Here is an 18742-nt window from a genome sequence, read left to right on the forward strand (position 1 = left end):
GCGGGGCGCGGATTTTATCACATTCTTTCCTTTACTGCGCTCAGTTTTATGATAACACAGCAAAGGAGCCAAAAATCCTTGATAAATCAAGGTAGTTAGTTGGCTGATAACAATGTCGTAACGACAGGGAATAACACACACGGCGCTATTTTACTACAAATAGCGCCATAGACACACATATTTGCATCTATTAATAACGAGGTTTTAAACAAACGCGGATATCAGGGCCGATTTGTTGAAGAGAATCTATTGTAAATTCAGGGGCTTCAGATAATGACGACAGTGGTGAAATGGATAATAAACCTCGAGCATCATTGCCTAAAATTTTCGGAGCAATATAAATGATAAGCTCATCAACAAGACCAAGCTCTAATAGTGCGCCAGCAAAATGTGCGCCACTCTCAACCCATACACTATTAATATTGCGTTTACCTAACTGCATCATTAATAACACTAAATCGACACTACTATTTTTGCCATTAGTAGGAAGCAAAATTTCTGAGACATCACCTTGCCAATCTTCTTGCTGAGAGTGAGTCCGAGCAAGCAAGCACTCACCTGCAAGTTGTGTAATTTTATAGTCGGGAGTTACCCTATTTTGGCTATCGGTAATAATGCGAATAGGCTGGCGCAATGACTCTAGTGGATAAATCGCTTTTATCTCATCGGATAATGCTTCCCAACGCACATTCATTGCAGGATCATCGGCTAAAACAGTGGCACTCGTTGTTAAAATAGCACTAGCTTGCGCGCGAAAATTTTGCACATCTTGTCGCGAAGCGTTAGAGGTTATCCATTGACTTTCCCCTGATGCTAATGCCGTTTTACCGTCTAAAGAGGCGGCCAGTTTTAATTGAATATAAGGAAACCCTGTTCTCATACGTTTAAAAAAGCCGATATTCAATTTTTCAGCTTCTTGCATTAATACGCCATGAGAAACATCAATACCTGCAGCGACTAATTTATGTAAACCACGTCCTGCCACTTGAGGATTGGGATCTTGCATTGCAGCAACAACACGTTTTACCCCGGCGTTGATTAAAGCATCAGCACAAGGAGGCGTTTTACCAAAGTGGCTACATGGCTCAAGCGTAACATAGACGGTAGCACCTTTGGCATTTTCACCCGCCATATTTAATGCATTCACTTCTGCATGTGGACCACCTGCATGATGGTGATAACCTTCACCTATAATCTTCCCTTCTTTCACAATCACGCATCCCACATTTGGGTTAGGTGATGTTGTAAAACGTCCTAATGCAGCTAACTCTATCGCTCGACGCATATAGGTTTCATCATTAGCCGGCTCATTGCCCGTAAGATTGTTGCTGTTGTTAATTGTCATCATAGATTTATTATTATATCGTTATTTTCAAATAGTCGTGTGAAGCGAATGATTAATCTTGTAATTTTGCAATTTCTTCGCCAAAATCCCGCACATCTTCAAAACTGCGATAAACCGAAGCAAAACGGATATAAGCAACTTTATCCAGTTTCTTTAGTTGTTCCATAACAAAATTACCGATCTGTTTGGAAGGTATCTCTCTTTCGCCCGTTGCCCTTAATTGTGATTTGATATGATTAATAGCAGCTTCAACATCATCAGAACTCACAGGGCGTTTTTCTAATGCTTTGAGCATTCCTCTACGTAGCTTTTCTTCATCAAAAGGCTCACGGATTTCATCACTTTTCACAACACGAGGCATCACAAGCTCTGCGACTTCAAAGGTAGTAAAGCGCTCATGGCAAACAAGGCATTGACGACGACGGCGCACTTGTGAGCCATCACCAACAAGTCTCGAATCAATTACTTTGGTATCTACGGCTGTGCAAAATGGACAATGCATAGTTATTCCTACTGTTGACAAAACTCCTAAACAGTGTACCTGTTCAGTGAACAAAAAACACCCTGTCAGTCATTAACTGGCAGGGTGTTTGCGATGTTTATGTCAGAAAAACGCTCTATTAAGGTAAGAGTGTTGTCTGATCTGCACCCTCTTTTTCCACTTTTTGAACAATCAGGTGTTCGCGTTTCATGCCCATTTTCAGTGCTAATGCAGAAGCCACATAAATAGATGAAACAGTACCGAATGAAACACCGATTAACATCACTAAAGAGAAGCCTTTAAGCATTGAACCACCAAAGATATAGAGCATCAACACAACTAATAATGTTGTTGCTGATGTCATGATGGTACGGCTTAATGTCTGTGTTAGTGAAACGTTCATGATCTCATAAGAGGTACCACGACGAATTTTACGGAAATTCTCACGAATACGATCTGATACCACGATACTATCGTTCAAGGAATAACCGATAACAGACATCAATGACGCGACAATGGTTAAATCAACCTCAATTTGGAAGAGTGATAAAATACCCAAAGTGATCACCACGTCATGGGCAAGTGAAATAACAGCCCCTAATGCTAGACGCCACTCAAAACGGAATCCAACATAGATCAGAATACAGATAAGTGCAGAAAGTAACGCCATTGCCCCTGTTTGAGCCAATTCACTCCCGACACTTGGCCCAACAAATTCAATACGTTTGACTGTTGCATCATTATCAATTTCAACATTGATAATATCGATGACTTTCTTACCTAATTCTTGACCAGCCTGTCCTTCAACAGGAGGCATACGCACCATAATATCGCGGCTGCTACCAAAGTTTTGTAACAGAGGATCTTTATAGCCGGCGGCTGCCAAGCTATCACGCATTTTATCTAGATCGGCCGGTTGACTGAGATTGATCTCAATAACCGTTCCTCCAGTAAAATCTAATCCCCAGTTAAATCCTTTCACGGAAATGATAGCGATGGATGCTACCAAAAGCAGAAACGAAATAGTAAAGGCGACGTTGTCCCAACGCATAAAGTCAATGACTTTACGACCATGGTTTAATTGTTCAACAGTATAATCCTGTGCCACAACGTGCTCCTTAAATAGACAGTTTCTTGATGCGTTTACCGCCATACAGCAGGTTTACAATCGCACGTGTACCCACAATAGCGGTAAACATGGATGTCGCAACCCCGATAGCAGTTGTGATAGCAAACCCTTTAATGGAGCCAGTACCGACTGCATAAAGGATCACGGCAGTAATTAACGTGGTTAAGTTCGCATCAATAATACTGGAGAAGGCACCTTTATAACCTTCATGGATAGCTTGTTGTACTGAGCGACCATTACGTAACTCTTCTTTAATACGCTCGTTGATCAGTACGTTAGCATCGACCGCAACCGCAAGGGTTAAGACAATACCCGCAATACCAGGCATGGTTAACGTTGCACCGGGTAATAATGACATGACCCCCACAATTAACACCAAGTTTGCTAATAGCGCCGTACTCGCGATCACACCAAATTTACGATAATAAATAATCATAAAGGCAACAGAGGCTATCAGACCCCATAAACAAGCTTCTAAACCTTGAGTTATGTTCTGAAGACCTAATGTTGGCCCAATGGTTCTCTCTTCAACGATTTGAATAGGTGCAATCAATGCCCCAGCACGTAATAACAGAGATAATTGACGTGCTTCATTCGCATTAGAGATACCAGTAATGCGGAAGTTATTACCTAAACGGGTTTGAATATTAGCCACGTTAATAACTTCTTCATTTTTTACCAAAATTGCGCGATCGTTTTCATCACGTTTACCGCTGTCTTTATACTCTACAAAAAGAGTAGCCATCGGTTTACCGACGTTATCTTTGGTAAAGTTAGACATAATAGAGCCACCAGCACTATCAAGTGAAATACTTACTTGAGGCTGGCCGTACTCATCGGCTTGTGACGTTGAATCGGTAATATGGTCACCCGTCAATACAACACGTTTATAAAGAATGGTTGGTCTACCATCTCGAGTGTATTTCACTTCTGAGTCACCCGGGATGCGTCCTGTTTCTAAGGCGGAAGGATCAACATTAGTATTCACTAAACGGAATTCTAATGTTGCTGTTGCACCTAGGATTTCTTTCGCACGAGCCGTATCTTGAATACCCGGTAATTCAACAACAATGCGGTCAGCACCTTGGCGTTGAACTAATGGCTCAGCAACCCCTAATTGGTTGACACGGTTACGTAGGATGGTGATATTTTGTTGTACCGCATAAGTACGCGCATCACGTAAACGCTCGTCGGTAAAAATAGCTTTTAACGAGTTATTATCCCCATTTCTAAAAATGAGATCTTGGTTACGACGCGCAAGATAATCTGATGCTTTAGAACGGTCATCAGCGTTGCGGAAACGGATTTCAACACCATAATTATCCGTTTTGCGGATAGAAGAATATGGAATGCCTTCGTCACGTAATAAAGTACGTAAACTATCAACATTTTGTTCTTGAAGTTTACCTAACGCGGTTTCCATATCAACTTCCATTAAGAAGTGAACACCACCACGTAAGTCTAACCCTAATTTCATCGGCTCACCGCCAATGGCTTCTAACCATTTTGGCGTAGCTGGTGCAAGGTTAAGTGCAACAACGAACTTGTCACCTAACGCAGGTAACAACGCTTCACGGGCACGTAACTGAATGTCAGGGTTACTGAAACGAGCCAAAATCGCACCATTTTCAAGGGCGATTGATTTCGCTTCAATTTTTTCTTTATCTAATAAAGATCGAACTTGATCCAGTGTTTGCTCATTGGCGGCGGTTCCCCGCGCGCCAGTGATTTGAACAGCCGGATCCTCACCATATAGGTTAGGAAGTGCGTAAAGCAGACCGATGAGGATAGCGAATATCAACATCAGATACTTCCACAAAGGATAACGGTTTAGCACGGCAGTTCCCTTTTCCCTTTGGGGAAATCAAATTAAATAGCTTTCATTGTGCCTTTTGGTAATACAGCGGCAACAAAGTCACGTTTGATAGTTACTTCAGTTGTTTCATTCAGAGCAACAACGATATAGCCGTTATCTGAAACTTTAACAACGCGGCCGATTAAACCACCAGTAGTTAACACTTCATCACCTTTACCAATAGATTCCATCAGTTTACGGTGTTCTTTAGTACGTTTTTGCTGAGGACGTAGGATCATAAAATAGAAAATTAAAATAAAGATCACTAACATCGGTAAAATAGACATAAAGCTTGCTTCAGGTGCTGCTTGTCCAGCAGAAGCAACAGCATCAGAAATGAAAAAACTCATTCACTTTTTCCTCATTGTTGTCGATATCGACGATACTCAAGTTATAAGCCCAATATCATACACAGAATTGGGCTTTCTCGTATACATTAATCGCACTTACTCGCACTGCTATTTAGTGGTGGAACTGGTTTACCAATACGTTCGTAGAACTCATGCACGAAATCTTCGAAACGTGACTCATCAATTGCTTGACGAATTTCAGCCATTAGACGCTGATAATAGCGTAAGTTATGGATAGTATTCAGCCTTGCTCCTAAAATTTCGTTACAGCGATCAAGATGATGTAGGTAAGCGCGACTATAATTTTTACAGGTGTAGCAATCACAATGTTCATCCAGAGTTGATGTATCTGAACGATGTTTAGCATTACGAATTTTAATGACACCATTTGTTACAAACAGATGTCCATTACGTGCATTTCGTGTTGGCATCACACAGTCAAACATATCGATACCACGACGAACACCTTCAACTAAATCTTCAGGTTTACCTACACCCATTAAATAACGAGGTTTATCCGCAGGGATTTGTGGACAAACATGTTCTAAAATACGGTGCATATCTTCTTTAGGTTCACCAACAGCTAGGCCCCCAACAGCGTAACCGTCAAAGCCGATTTCCACTAGCCCTTTCACTGAGATATCACGTAAATCTTCGTAAACGCCGCCTTGAATAATACCGAATAATGCATTTTTGTTGTTTAATTCATCAAAGCGTTGACGACTACGTTTAGCCCAGCGTAATGACATCTCCATGGAATTTTTAGCATAATCCCAATCTGATGGATATGGTGTACACTCATCGAAGATCATCACAATATCTGATCCAAGATCGTACTGAATTTCCATTGATTTTTCTGGGCTTAAGAAAATCTTTTCGCCATTAATTGGGTTACGGAAATGCACACCTTCTTCTTTAATTTTACGCATTGCGCCTAAACTAAAGACTTGGAAACCACCTGAATCGGTTAAAATTGGCCCTTTCCACTGCATAAAGTCATGCAAATCACCGTGTAATTTCATGATCTCTTGACCAGGACGTAACCATAAATGGAAAGTATTGCCTAAAAGGATTTGTGCACCTGTGGCTTCAACTTCTTCAGGTGTCATCCCTTTAACTGTACCGTATGTCCCTACAGGCATAAATGCAGGTGTTTCAACGACACCGCGTTCAAACTTAAGACGACCACGACGGGCATGACCATCTGTTTTATCTAATTCGTATTTCACTCATCCTCCAAGCATCAGAAAAACAGTCCAATGCATAATAAAAACAGCACATTCTAATCATTTGTTAGACGGCTGTATATGTTACATCAACAAAAGCTGTGCTTAGTCAAAGAGATCAAGCAGCAAAATTGACATAACCGGTCATAAAATGAAAAAAAACGTTAAAAAATAGAATAAAGCCCTACTCTTCACCCACTTTTTCATTGATAGCTAAAGGATTACGCGTAATAAACATCGCATCACCATAACTGAAAAAACGATACTTCTGTTCAACCGCTACGTTATAAGCATTCATGGTATTTTTATAACCAGCAAATGCAGAAACCAGCATAATTAAGGTTGATTCTGGCAAATGGAAGTTAGTTATCAAAGCATCAATAACTTGATATTGGTAACCTGGATAAATAAAAATTTGCGTATCATCAAAAAAAGGAGCAATTAATGCATCTTTGGCTGCTTTAGCCGCACTCTCTAAAGAGCGAACAGACGTTGTACCCACGGCAATCACCCGATTACCTCGTGCCTTACAAGCGAGCACGGCATCTACCACCTCTTGAGGGACTTCAGCATACTCGGAATGCATAGTGTGTTCTTCGATATTATCCACACGAACAGGCTGGAAAGTGCCAGCACCAACATGCAAAGTGACAAAGGCCATCTCAACGCCTTTGTTACGTAACGCTTCTAATAACGGCTCATCAAAATGCAATCCAGCTGTGGGTGCAGCTACTGCACCGGGACGCTCATTATAGACCGTTTGATAAAGCTCTTTATCGGATCTTTCATCTGGACGATCGATATAAGGAGGAAGAGGCATATGACCGATACTATTTAAAATAGTCAGCACATCTCTTTCATCATCAAAACGGATTTCAAATAGTGTATCATGGCGTGCAATCATGGTTGCTTGTACACTTTCGTCTTCCCCTAAAATCAGTGATGCGCCCTCTTTGGGTGATTTTGATGCACGAACATGGGCTAACACACGATGTTCATCTAGCATACGCTCCACTAATACTTCTATCTTGCCACCGGAGGCTTTACGACCATAAATACGCGCGGGGATCACTCTAGTATTATTAAATACAAGTAAATCACCGGCATTGAGTTTATCTAATACATCCGTAAAGACACCGTGAGATAAATTGCCCGTTTTCCCCTCTAGGGATAATAATCGGCACCCACTACGTTGGGGGTGAGGATAGTGAGCAATTAAGGACTCAGGCAGGTCAAATCTAAAATCGGATACACGCATAATTAAACGACTACTTTCATAAAAAACAGGCGCACTAGTCTAGTGCTGCATGTTAATCAGTGCAACAAAGAAGCACTTTTTTATTTAAAAAGCGCTATGATAGTACAATGAACTATCTTGCTCACTTACACCTCGCCTTTAGAGCGAAAAGCTCCTTATTAGGCAATATGATGGCGGACTATGTAAAAGGTACGCCGAGTAACGATTACAGCCAAGCGGTAATTGACGGCATTCGCATGCATAGGCGTATTGATGTGCTGACTGATACTCATCCATTAGTTAAACAAGCTCGACAACTTTTTCCGAATGAATACCGCCGCGTTGCACCCATTACTTTGGATATATTTTGGGATCATTTTCTCTCACTACATTGGGATAAATTTGAACCTGACATACCGCTCTTGGAATTTGTTACTTATGTGCGCAATACCATTGAACCGGATTTATGGCGAACTCCGGAAAAATTTCAAGAGCTCAATGAATATTTATGGCCCCAAGCGTGGTTGACTCGTTATGCTGATAAAACTTATATAGCACAGACGTTAAAAGGCATGGCAAAAAGAAGACCGCGTTTAAGTGCGCTTGCAGGCTCTTATATTGCACTAGAAACGCATTATAAAGAGTTAAGTGAGATTTTTTGGCAATTTTATCCACAATTGTTAGAAAGAGCACAACATCATCAGCTGGATGACTGATACATTAAGGCTCTTTTTATTCATCTGTTTGTCATGGTTAAGCATTACATTGAATCGAGCAAACAGAGACTACGTCAATTTATCTTTTTATTGGTAACGATCCGTTAACAAGCGTAGTATTCATTTATAAAGTTGATTAGAATAGATAGTTATACAAGGAGTCATAAATAAGTCATTTTTGTTGTATAAAATTCATCGTTATAACCTATCAAATAGATTGTTCTGTATGATTTTATCAATAACGATTGATTATTTATGCTGTATACATCATTTAAAAACAGGGCATCACCCTAAATTTAAAAACAGGGTATCCCCTAAATTTACTCTAAATAGTTCGAGTGAACGCAGTCAACAACGCGACAACTTGAAATATGACGAGTATAAACTCTTTCAATTTACAGGAGTACATTATGGTTCTGGTTACTCGCAAAGCCCCAGATTTCACAGCAGCTGCTGTTTTAGGTAACGGTGAAATTGTTAATGATTTCAACCTGCATTCATTTATCAAAGGCAAACCTGCGGTTATTTTCTTCTGGCCAATGGACTTCACTTTTGTTTGCCCTTCAGAACTGATTGCATTTGATCACCGTTTTGAAGAGTTCCAAAAACGTGGTGTTGAAATCATCGGCGTTTCTATGGACTCAGAATTCGTACATAACGCATGGCGTAAAACAGCTATCGATGATGGCGGTATTGGTGAAGTAAGATACCCAATGGTTGCTGATATCAAACACGATATCATTAAAGCATACGGTATCGAACATCCAGAAGCGGGTGTTGCACTACGTGGTTCATTCCTGATCGACAAAGAAGGTGTCGTTCGTCACCAAGTGGTAAACGACCTGCCATTAGGCCGTAATATTGACGAAATGATCCGTATGGTTGATGCACTACAATTCCACGAAGAGCACGGTGATGTTTGCCCTGCACAATGGGAAAAAGGCCAAGAAGGTATGGGCGCATCTCCAGACGGTGTTGCTAAATATCTGAAAGCGAACTCAGGCAAACTGTAATATTCCAGTAAGCTAAACAAATATTTGCTAAAAGCCTGTGAAAACAGGCTTTTTTATTAATACTCCATCTATTCTTTTGCCTTTCAACTCAATTTATTAAGATTACTATTTGTACATAACATTATTATTTATTCGCTTAAAGATGATTTTGTGATCATCTCTTCAAAAAAAATTCTCGTCATTAATAACTTCTCTCTATACTTATTGTTACGTAATTGTTAACCACATTAATACTAGCGTATACACACCTACTTTCACTTATCTCTATTGAAACTAACCCACTGTTATTAATGGATATAATCATGATTACTATAAAAAAAACGCACCTGCTGTTACTTACCACACTTTTTTCACCTGCACTCTATGCCGCCTATGAGCCAGCGGTTGAAGCACAACAAGGTATGGTGGTCTCTTCACAACATTTAGCCTCACAAGTAGGAAAAGATATTTTGCAAAAAGGAGGGAATGCCATTGATGCAGCTGTTGCTGTTGGCTATGCACAAGCTGTGGTAAATGCTTGTTGTGGAAATATTGGCGGTGGTGGTTTTATGACTATACACCTTGCTGATGGCACCAATACCTTTATTAATTTTCGAGAAACGGCGCCTACGGCAGCATCTAAAAATATGTATTTAGATAAAGACGGTAACTTGATTAAAGAGGCAAGCCTATACGGCTATCTTGCCTCAGGGGTGCCGGGTACAGTGAAAGGACTTGATGCAGCATTAGAAAAATATGGCACTCTTTCACGCCAAGAAGTGATGGCTCCCGCTATTAAACTAGCCAGAGAAGGCTATATTTTAACCCGTGCTGATACTGACGTATTAGACACCACCACAGAGCGATTTAAACAAGATCCTGAATCAGCAAAAATTTTCTTAAAGCCTGATGGAACACCATGGCAGCCTGGCGATCGCCTCATTCAAACAGACTTAGCCAATACACTTGAACTTATCGCCAACCAAGGTGCTGATGCTTTCTATCAAGGGGAAATCCCTAAAAAAGTAGAACAAGCTTCAAAACAGCATAATGGGTTATTAACCAAAGAAGATTTTGCGAACTTCACTATTACCGAAACACCTCCCATTACCTGTACTTATCGAGGTTATGAATTTATCTCTGCTCCTCCTCCCAGTTCAGGGGGCGTCACTATTTGCCAAACACTGAATATTTTAGAAGGCTACGATCTGAAATCGATGGGTTTTAACTCTGCCGAATATGTTCACACGCTCACAGAAGCTATGCGTCATGCTTATATGGATAGAAACACCTTTCTTGGCGATCCGCAATTTATAAACAATCCAACAGAAAAGTTATTAAGTAAAGCCTACGCCGCAGAGCTTCGCCAACAAATTACACCGAATAAAGCCACCCCATCAGAAAAGGTACAACCCGGTATTGCACCTCATGAAAGCCCTGAAACCACGCATTATTCGGTGATTGATAAAGATGGTAATGCCGTTTCAACCACTTACACCATCAATGGTCGTTTTGGTGCTGTCGTTATCGCCCCGGGGACTGGCTTTTTCCTCAATAATGAGATGGATGATTTTACAACTAAAGTTGGCGAAAAAAATCTTTATGGCTTAGTACAAGGTGAACGAAATAGTATTGCCCCATTAAAACGTCCACTGTCCTCAATGAGTCCAACCATTGTGACTAAAGATGGCAAACCCTTTCTTGTATTAGGCTCACCGGGAGGCTCTCGTATTATCTCAATCACCTTACAAACGGCACTTAATATTATTGAGTTTGGTATGTCCCCCCAAGAAGCCGTCAATAGCCCTCGAATTCATCATCAATGGCTACCTGATGAGGTTTATTATGAACAACGAGGATTATCAAAAGATACCTTAGAAAAACTTTCTGCCATGGGATATAAAATGGTCGAACAAACGCCATGGGGCGCGGCTGAATTGATTATGGTCGGCCTTCCAGGAGAACAAGGAGTGATCCCTGCTTCGTCAGGTAATGATTCTGCTGTTTCAGGGGCGATACGCGAAGGTTATCTTTATGGTTCAAATGATGTTCGACGTCCAGCAGGTAAAGCCGTGGGCTACTAACCATAAAATCATATAATACCATTGGCAAAAGAAACCTTCTCTTTATTAGACAAGGTTTCTTTTTTTATAAAAATGATCTCGTCACTGTTTTACAATTTATTAATATCTTTTTTTATTAATAATAATCAAGATTCATTTTTCATTAAATAAATAATTAATATTAAATATCAATTCATCATTAAAACAATAATTTCAAACGTAATATAAGAACAAATATCTTTATATTCTATTTAAATAATAGAATATATATAAACAATATTAATTATCCTTCGTAATTACAGATAAGAACAATAATCACTTAATTTAATTTTTTAACTAACGATAATTAATTTTATTTCTATGATTGCAGTCACAGAATAAATTTTTTAATAACCACAATATCATAATGGTTAATGAAAAATACGTAAAAACCGAATGTAACATATTGTAAATACAAATATTTAACAATTCACCACAAGCTATTTTCAGTAATAAAAAGTGTTGATAACTATTATGTCTATTCTAAACCAATCGTTATTATATTTTATATACAACGAAAAACAAGTAGAGAAAAGAACACATTTATCATCACAAATTATTTCTTATTTAAATTAGTTAAGCGGAGATAAATATTAATGTCTGATACACATCATCGTCCTATATTAGATATTGGACTATCAAGACTAGAGTTTCTGCGAATATCCGGTAAAGGGCTGGCAGGGATCACCATAGCACCCGCACTACTTTCTCTTTTAGGTTGTAAGCAAGAAGAAATAGACAGTGGCGTTATTCAACTGACAACCACACCTAAAGGTGTATTAGTGACTAATCGTGCCCGTTGCACTGGCTGTCATCGTTGTGAAACAGCATGTACAACATGGAATGATGGTAGCGTTGGCTCTTTCTTCTCCCGTACTAAAATCCATCGTCATTTCTATTTTGGTGATAAAGGCATTGGCTCTGGAGGGGGCTTATATGGCGACTTAAACTTTACCACTGATACTTGTCGCCAATGCAAAACACCCGAGTGTATGAACGTCTGCCCAGTAAAAGCTATCCGTTATCAAGAAGAGTTTGGCTGTATTGTCGTTGATACTCGTCGTTGTATCGGCTGTGCCGCTTGTACAACAGCTTGCCCGTGGATGATGGCAACCGTCAATCCACAAACGAAAAAATCCGGTAAATGTAATTTATGTGGTGAATGCGCCTCAGCATGCCCAACAGGGGCATTACACATTATTGAATGGAAAGAAATTACCGTTTGATTTTTCTTAGCAATCACCTCATTGACCCCTCTTTAGATTAGGAAGCAATATTATGATTAACGGCTGGACTGGCAATATACTAAGAATTAATTTAACTACCGGTGCCATCTCTCGCGAAAGCTCAAGCCAATACAAATCCTTAATTGGTGGTATGGGCTTTGGCTACAAAATTATGTATGAAGAAGTTGCACCCGGTGTAAAACCTTTTGATGAAGAAAACAAAGTGGTATTTGCGGTAGGCCCGCTAACAGGATCAGGCGCACCCTGTAGCTCTCGCGTCAATATCACCTCTCTTTCAACCTTTACTCGCGGTAATTTAGTGGTTGATGCCCATATGGGAGGCTTTTTTGCCGCATGGATGAAATTTGCCGGCTATGATGCGTTGATCATTGAAGGTCAAGCAGATAAACCCGTGTGGATCCATATTGATGATGACCAAGTTTCCATTGAAGATGCCTCTTTTTTATGGGGAAAAGGAACTCGTCAAACAACAGAAGAACTTTGTGCTCAAACAAGCCCTGAAGCGTGTGTTGCTGCTATTGGCCCTGCAGGTGAAAACCTTGTCCCTCTTTCAGGACTTATCAATAGTCGTAACCACAGTGGTGGTGCTGGAATTGGTGCCGTACTTGGTGCTAAAAAATTAAAAGCGATTGTGGTTGAAGGAAGCCGTGGCGTTAATGTTGCCGATCGTAAAGCGTTAAAAGAGCTTAACGACTATATGATGACACAACTCATTGGCGCAAATAATAATCACGTCGTACCAAGTACCCCGCAATCTTGGGCAGAGTATTCACATCCGGGTTCACGCTGGACTGCACGTAAAGGGCTTTATTGGGGAGCGGCTGAAGGTGGCCCCATTGAAACAGGGGAGATCCCACCGGGCAATGCCAATACTGTCGGCTTTAGAACCATGAAATCAACCTTCGATCTTGGCCCAGAAGCAGAACAATACACGGTAAAAATGGGGGGATGCCACTCATGCCCTATTCGCTGTATGTCACAACTTAATGTCCCGCAAGCGAAAAAATTTGGCGTACCTCAAACAGGCGGAAACACTTGTGTCGCCAACTTTGTTCATACCACCATTTTCCCTAATGGCCCGAAAGATATTGAGAAAAAAGGCGATGCCAATGTTGTTGGTAATCTTGTCGGCCTCAATATTTTTGATGATATGGGCTTATGGTGCAACTACGGTCAGCTTCATCGTGACTTTACTTATTGCTATACCCACGGCGTTTTTAAACGCGTTCTTTCTGAAGAAGAGTATAACGATATTCCTTGGGATAAACTTGAAGAAGGTGATCCCGCATTTATCAAAGATTTCTATTACCGCTTAGCCCATCGTAAAGGTGAATTTAGTCACCTTGCTGATGGCTCTTATTTAATTGCACAACGCTGGAATTTTGGTGAGGAATATTGGGGTAATAAGAAAAATAAACTTTGGTCACCGATGGGTTTCCCTATTCACCATGCAAATGAAGCTTCTGCTCAAGTAGGCTCCATCGTCAACTGTATGTTTAACCGCGATGCGATGACACATACTCATATCAACTATATCGGTAGTGGTTTACCGCTAAAATTACAAAAAGAGATTGCAGGTGAACTATTTGGCTCTGGTGATGCTTTTGATGAAACCAAAAACTACACGCCGATTAATAAAGCAAAAATTGCCTATACCAAATGGACCATTTTGCGTAGTTGCCTACATGATGCCGTGACATTATGTAACTGGGTATGGCCAATGACCGTATCACCTCATAAAAGCCGCAACTATCGTGGCGATTTAGATATGGAAGCAAAATTTTTCACTGCCATTACCGGTGAACCAACCACTTCTCAAGATCTTGATTTAGCCTCAGAACGCATCTTCACTTTACATCGTGCTTACACGGTTAAGTTAATGAACACAATGGATATGCGTAATGAGCATGACCAAATCTGTTCATGGGTATTTGATAAAGATCCTGATATTCCTGTCTTTACGGAAGGGACAGACAAAATGGATAGAGAAGATATGCAACTCTCTCTCACCCTATTTTATGAAGAAATGGGCTGGGATCCACAATTAGGCTGTCCAACAAAAGCAACTTTAGTACGCCTTGGATTACAAGATGTTGCTGACGATTTAGCATCACGTGGCTTATTACCCAATTAATAGGTAAAGGAGATCATGATGAATAAACAGAATGCATCAGCCTCTATACCACCTGATATTGCTCATGATGCTGATATTACTTTAGAACAACCGGATATTTCTCTTCGTCGTTGGCTATTGCCGTTATCAGAGAGAGGTATTGGGCATGGTACTCACACCTTAACGGATACTACAGAAGAACAAATTGAAGATATCGCGCAATTATCGGCTGAACAACACCTAGCCAATGCAATCCGTCAATGTTCAAAAGAAGGTGAACTATTAGCTATTTCCACGCTGTATGATGCGCCTTATTCACTCTCTGAAGAAGAGGTAATGCAATTAAGAGTCGCGTTGAAAGAGGACGCTTTCGTTGATATTACTTATTTAACACATAATGGTGAGGATTATTTCTATTCTGACACTGTTATGTCAGATAACTATGCACAATTACAGCTTCTCAATAGATATACCGATATTTGTACTGCCATTGCAGGTTTAGTTCGCTTTGAATGCGAAACCTACCCTCGACCATTGAAGCAAAGCATGTTGATGTTGGAGCCTTTTTATTACACCGCTGCAGAAATAGACGATGCATTGACGCTGATGAAAACTCACCCTGATTTTCAAGATATTCAGCAAATATTCGCCTCTAACAATGCCCCTTACCTATTTAGTAGCACCCTAATGAGTTATGGCAAGGCGAGAGGATTAACAGAATGGCTGGAGGTAGAACAATATGAAAATCCTTAGTGCTCTACCCTGTCGACGAAATGTTCTGTGGGTATTACAACAGCATCAGATTGAGGAGCAAAAATAATGCGTGTTTCTCGCCGTAAATTTGTAGCAGGTATAGGTTCTGTGATCTTTTTCAGTGCGCCACTGGGGAGTGCCTTAGCGGCAGCCACAGATAAAAAACCGATACGCTATGCCATGATCCATGACGAAACACGCTGTAATGGCTGTAATATTTGTGCCACAGCGTGCCGTCGATTAAATAAAGTACCAACCGGAATGGCGCGAATGGATATTGCACACATTCCATTAAGCTTAAAAGAAGATAACGATAAGTACCATTTTTTTAGACACTCATGTCAGCAGTGTGAAGATGCTCCTTGTATCTCGGTTTGTCCTACGGGCGCATCTTGGCGCGATGAAAGCAATGGTATTGTTCGCGTTAATAAAGAGAAATGTATTGGCTGTAGTTATTGCATATCAGCCTGTCCTTACCAAGTTCGTTATCTTAATCCCGTAACACATGTTGCTGATAAATGTGACTTTTGTCTTGAGTCTCGATTACAAAAAGGGTTCCCACCGATTTGTGTCAGCGCTTGCCCACAAAACGCCCTACTCTTTGGTAGAGAAGATAGCCCACAAATTCAGCAATGGCTAAAAACACATGACTACTATCTCTATCAACTTGATGGAGTAGGAAAACCGCATCTTTATCGACGTGTTGGACCTCATGTACAAGGGGGAGATAACGTATGAGTGCAATAAATATCATGCCAAATGCAGCACAATTTCAAGCCTCACTCAAACAGTATGTCTTAATCTATACACCGGACTATTTGCCACTTTGGTTAATTGTTGCCGGCGTATTATTTGTCGGCATGCTACTTGTACTCGCACTTCATGGTTTTTTACGTTACCGCTTTGCCACACCCCATGGAGAGCATCATCAAGAAGAGAAACTCTATCTTTACTCAAAAGCGGTACGTTTATGGCATTGGAGTAATGCAACTTTATTTATCTTACTCCTTCTCAGTGGCGGGATTAACCATTTCGCCCTACTCTCGGCACATGACACGGCGTTACTCGTCAATGTGCATGAAATTTGTGGTTATCTACTCTTAGTATGCTGGTTGTCCTTTGTATTAATTAATCTTGTTGGTGGCAATGGTAAATTTTACCGTATTGACAGTAAAAACTGGTTGCAACGAGTATTAATGCAAACGCGTTTTTATCTTTACGGCATTATTAAAGGGGAAGATCATCCTTTTCCAGCCACTCCCAAGGTTAAATTTAATCCACTGCAACAAATGGCTTATTTAGGTGTGATGTATGCATTAGTACCATTACTTTTAATCACTGGGATCTTACTGCAAAATCCCATGTTTATCCCTGCTGATGCTGTGCTATTTAAAGCTTGGTTATTAATAATTCACCAAATACTAGCCGTGTGTAGTGTCTTTTTTATCTTTGGTCACCTTTACCTGTGTACCACCGGAAGAACGCCATTCCAAACCTTTCGCAGTATGGTTGACGGCTACCATAGACACTAATAAATAGATGGATCAAGGAGCTTATATGTCAGTCCCTTCACAGGAAAATATCACACTAACCAAAGAAGACTTACGCCAACTGCATGTTTCAAGTTCACTTTATCGTTGGTTTTTGCGTTATTTTCCCCATGGAGGTACTTACCGTGCTATCCATAATGAATTGATAAAACAACGTCAAACACAATGGATAGAAAGCTTAATTCAATATATTTATCTGCGTCATTTTAGTCAGTCCTCTTTTGCCAAACAGGAACAAGAAGTGATAGAAAACATCTTGTCCCTGTTAGGCAATGAAAAACAAACCGGTGTGACATTACAACGTTTACCCTATCACCAACCGCAATCTAGCGACGAAAACATCCAGTTTTCCACCGAATGGCATCAACTGATTGTCAAAAGCCAACAATTTAACACCGCCCTTGCATTATGTGGTCGTGATAATATTGTCGCCTTTTCCGGTGATGAAAACAGTATTGCTAACACTGGTTATAGTAACCAATTAATCAACAGCGGATTTGCTGGAAAAATCAGTAATACGGCAGATCAATGTCGTATTGGTAGCTTAGGAGGACGCTCTCGTATTTGTAATAGTGGCAACGATGTTAAAATTTACGCTTCTGGCCAAGGGGCGCATATTGCCAATAGTGGCATAAGAAACTTTATTAATGCGACTCAATCCCGTACAAAAGTCACCAATACTGGTGATTTAGCACATATTACTGTTACTGGCGATAACGCCATTGCTATCAACACAGGTGATAACTGCACACTCTCTGTATCTGGGGATAACAGCGTGTGTATCTCAACAGGGCATCTTCAGCAATTTTGCTTAGGAAAAGGCGGTAGTGCTGTGATTGCCTATCACGATGGAAAACGCACCCGCTTTAACGTTTTCTATGAAGGTGAAGATAATATTGAGGCCGGCATTCACTACTACTTAGATGAAAAACAGCGCCCTGTTGCAATGGATAATATTACTTAACTCAATAATTAATAAAAAATTCTCATAGAAGCTATTGGGCAAACATGGAGACGAAACACGATAACTTCGCATTGTTTCACAAAGATTTATAGTTATATTTTATATTTTATATTTTTGATATAAACAGCAAAATATATTTTTAAGCATAAAATGTGAATAAGCTATTATCACCACTTGTGACCAAGTTATGCATTAGGGACTACTGTGATAGTTGTATTAGTATCCTTGTCTTTCTTTATAAAAGAACCATTTTTATCTTTAATATATGCAGAATTACCGATCCTAATTTCCTCTTCATTTAAAGAATACATTATTGACATCACTTTATCTTTTTCTATACATTTTTTGTTACTTTTAATTTCAGTAAAACATAATCGATCGTATTTTCCTTCTTCTAAATATCCATCACCATAATTTCATATATAAATATAGAAGGAGCTATCTTTAGCTTTAAATAAATTATACTGTTCATCTAAGATAACCTTATTTTTTTTCCACCATAGTATTTTTCCATAATCAGTTATCGGAAAATCCTCAACCAGAATAGAGGTAGTATACGTATCTTTATGTACTCCCATAACTTTAACGGGAATAAAAAACTCATACACTACAAAAAAAATAAAAGATAGCAAAAATATGATTATTGTTATTTTATATTTAAAAGCCATTATTTTGGACTCCG

The 18742-nt window shown here is 39.9% G+C and carries 16 protein-coding genes and 1 pseudogene; 9 read left to right on the forward strand and 8 right to left on the reverse strand.

Annotated features, from left to right (window positions below):
* Positions 1-190: 190 nt before the first annotated feature.
* The 7 genes from ribD to queA all read right to left on the reverse strand — a co-directional run bounded on the left by ribD (position 191) and on the right by queA (position 7644).
* Positions 191-1348: a bifunctional diaminohydroxyphosphoribosylaminopyrimidine deaminase/5-amino-6-(5-phosphoribosylamino)uracil reductase RibD gene (ribD, locus tag AACQ49_RS12015; RefSeq protein WP_161779056.1), complete on the reverse strand. Its 1158-nt coding sequence runs from the start codon at positions 1346-1348 to the stop codon at positions 191-193.
* A gap of 49 nt (positions 1349-1397) precedes the next feature.
* Positions 1398-1847 (reverse strand): transcriptional regulator NrdR, encoded by a 450-nt coding sequence (gene nrdR, locus AACQ49_RS12020; protein WP_004245139.1) that lies wholly within the window; start codon positions 1845-1847, stop codon positions 1398-1400.
* 118 nt (positions 1848-1965) lie between these two features.
* Positions 1966-2934, reverse strand: coding sequence for a protein translocase subunit SecF (gene secF / locus AACQ49_RS12025; RefSeq protein ID WP_004247209.1), 969 nt, complete (start codon positions 2932-2934; stop codon positions 1966-1968).
* 10 nt (positions 2935-2944) lie between these two features.
* The gene (gene secD, locus AACQ49_RS12030; protein WP_012367466.1) at positions 2945-4792 is read right to left on the reverse strand and encodes a protein translocase subunit SecD; all 1848 of its coding nucleotides are present in this window, start codon (positions 4790-4792) and stop codon (positions 2945-2947) included.
* A gap of 32 nt (positions 4793-4824) precedes the next feature.
* Complete coding sequence (yajC, locus tag AACQ49_RS12035) at positions 4825-5160, reverse strand: preprotein translocase subunit YajC (protein WP_004245142.1); 336 nt, start codon at positions 5158-5160, stop codon at positions 4825-4827.
* Between the two features lie 86 nt (positions 5161-5246).
* The gene (tgt, locus tag AACQ49_RS12040) at positions 5247-6389 is read right to left on the reverse strand and encodes a tRNA guanosine(34) transglycosylase Tgt (protein WP_004245143.1); all 1143 of its coding nucleotides are present in this window, start codon (positions 6387-6389) and stop codon (positions 5247-5249) included.
* A gap of 181 nt (positions 6390-6570) precedes the next feature.
* Positions 6571-7644 (reverse strand): tRNA preQ1(34) S-adenosylmethionine ribosyltransferase-isomerase QueA, encoded by a 1074-nt coding sequence (gene queA, locus AACQ49_RS12045; protein ID WP_004245144.1) that lies wholly within the window; start codon positions 7642-7644, stop codon positions 6571-6573.
* Positions 7645-7751: 107 nt separating this feature from the next.
* On the opposite strand from queA, the gene AACQ49_RS12050 reads away from it, so the two are divergent.
* The 9 genes from AACQ49_RS12050 (at position 7752) to ydhT (ending at position 18060) form a co-directional block, all read left to right on the forward strand.
* Positions 7752-8339 carry an acyl carrier protein phosphodiesterase gene (locus AACQ49_RS12050; RefSeq protein ID WP_004245145.1) on the forward strand — a complete coding sequence of 196 codons (588 nt, stop codon included), beginning with the start codon at positions 7752-7754 and terminating at the stop codon, positions 8337-8339.
* 410 nt (positions 8340-8749) lie between these two features.
* Positions 8750-9352: a peroxiredoxin C gene (locus AACQ49_RS12055; RefSeq protein WP_004247207.1), complete on the forward strand. Its 603-nt coding sequence runs from the start codon at positions 8750-8752 to the stop codon at positions 9350-9352.
* A gap of 302 nt (positions 9353-9654) precedes the next feature.
* Complete coding sequence (gene ggt, locus AACQ49_RS12060; RefSeq protein ID WP_036894229.1) at positions 9655-11415, forward strand: gamma-glutamyltransferase; 1761 nt, start codon at positions 9655-9657, stop codon at positions 11413-11415.
* Positions 11416-12029: 614 nt separating this feature from the next.
* The gene (locus AACQ49_RS12065) at positions 12030-12659 is read left to right on the forward strand and encodes a ferredoxin-like protein (protein WP_004245149.1); all 630 of its coding nucleotides are present in this window, start codon (positions 12030-12032) and stop codon (positions 12657-12659) included.
* A gap of 52 nt (positions 12660-12711) precedes the next feature.
* Positions 12712-14814 carry an aldehyde ferredoxin oxidoreductase gene (locus tag AACQ49_RS12070; protein WP_161779057.1) on the forward strand — a complete coding sequence of 701 codons (2103 nt, stop codon included), beginning with the start codon at positions 12712-12714 and terminating at the stop codon, positions 14812-14814.
* An 18-nt stretch (positions 14815-14832) separates the two neighbouring features.
* Positions 14833-15546, forward strand: coding sequence for a YdhW family putative oxidoreductase system protein (locus AACQ49_RS12075; protein ID WP_230458783.1), 714 nt, complete (start codon positions 14833-14835; stop codon positions 15544-15546).
* Between the two features lie 66 nt (positions 15547-15612).
* The gene (locus AACQ49_RS12080) at positions 15613-16284 is read left to right on the forward strand and encodes a 4Fe-4S dicluster domain-containing protein (protein WP_004252595.1); all 672 of its coding nucleotides are present in this window, start codon (positions 15613-15615) and stop codon (positions 16282-16284) included.
* On the forward strand, positions 16281-17078 hold the full coding sequence (phsC, locus tag AACQ49_RS12085; RefSeq protein ID WP_004245153.1) for a thiosulfate reductase cytochrome B subunit: 798 nt from the start codon (positions 16281-16283) through the stop codon (positions 17076-17078). Before AACQ49_RS12080 ends, phsC begins: the two co-directional genes overlap by 4 nt.
* 7 nt (positions 17079-17085) lie before the next feature.
* A complete protein-coding gene (gene ydhT / locus AACQ49_RS12090) occupies positions 17086-18060 on the forward strand; it encodes a protein YdhT (protein WP_017628261.1) in 975 nt (324 codons plus the stop codon).
* Positions 18061-18245: 185 nt separating this feature from the next.
* On the opposite strand, the pseudogene AACQ49_RS12095 reads toward ydhT, so the two are convergent.
* Positions 18246-18728 (reverse strand): annotated as a pseudogene (locus AACQ49_RS12095) (DUF943 family protein).
* Positions 18729-18742: the final 14 nt, after the last annotated feature.

Source organism: Proteus sp. G2675, from assembly GCF_963886535.1.
Lineage (GTDB): Bacteria > Pseudomonadota > Gammaproteobacteria > Enterobacterales > Enterobacteriaceae > Proteus > Proteus mirabilis.

Coding starts and splice junctions, on each gene's coding strand:
- ribD (WP_161779056.1), bottom strand. CDS start 1,348: ATGATGACAATTAACAACAGCAACAATCTTACGGGCAATGAGCCGGCT.
- nrdR (WP_004245139.1), bottom strand. CDS start 1,847: ATGCATTGTCCATTTTGCACAGCCGTAGATACCAAAGTAATTGATTCG.
- yajC (WP_004245142.1), bottom strand. CDS start 5,160: ATGAGTTTTTTCATTTCTGATGCTGTTGCTTCTGCTGGACAAGCAGCA.
- queA (WP_004245144.1), bottom strand. CDS start 7,644: ATGCGTGTATCCGATTTTAGATTTGACCTGCCTGAGTCCTTAATTGCT.
- AACQ49_RS12050 (WP_004245145.1), top strand. CDS start 7,752: ATGAACTATCTTGCTCACTTACACCTCGCCTTTAGAGCGAAAAGCTCC.
- AACQ49_RS12055 (WP_004247207.1), top strand. CDS start 8,750: ATGGTTCTGGTTACTCGCAAAGCCCCAGATTTCACAGCAGCTGCTGTT.
- ggt (WP_036894229.1), top strand. CDS start 9,655: ATGATTACTATAAAAAAAACGCACCTGCTGTTACTTACCACACTTTTT.
- AACQ49_RS12065 (WP_004245149.1), top strand. CDS start 12,030: ATGTCTGATACACATCATCGTCCTATATTAGATATTGGACTATCAAGA.
- AACQ49_RS12070 (WP_161779057.1), top strand. CDS start 12,712: ATGATTAACGGCTGGACTGGCAATATACTAAGAATTAATTTAACTACC.
- AACQ49_RS12075 (WP_230458783.1), top strand. CDS start 14,833: ATGAATAAACAGAATGCATCAGCCTCTATACCACCTGATATTGCTCAT.
- AACQ49_RS12080 (WP_004252595.1), top strand. CDS start 15,613: ATGCGTGTTTCTCGCCGTAAATTTGTAGCAGGTATAGGTTCTGTGATC.
- phsC (WP_004245153.1), top strand. CDS start 16,281: ATGAGTGCAATAAATATCATGCCAAATGCAGCACAATTTCAAGCCTCA.
- ydhT (WP_017628261.1), top strand. CDS start 17,086: ATGGATCAAGGAGCTTATATGTCAGTCCCTTCACAGGAAAATATCACA.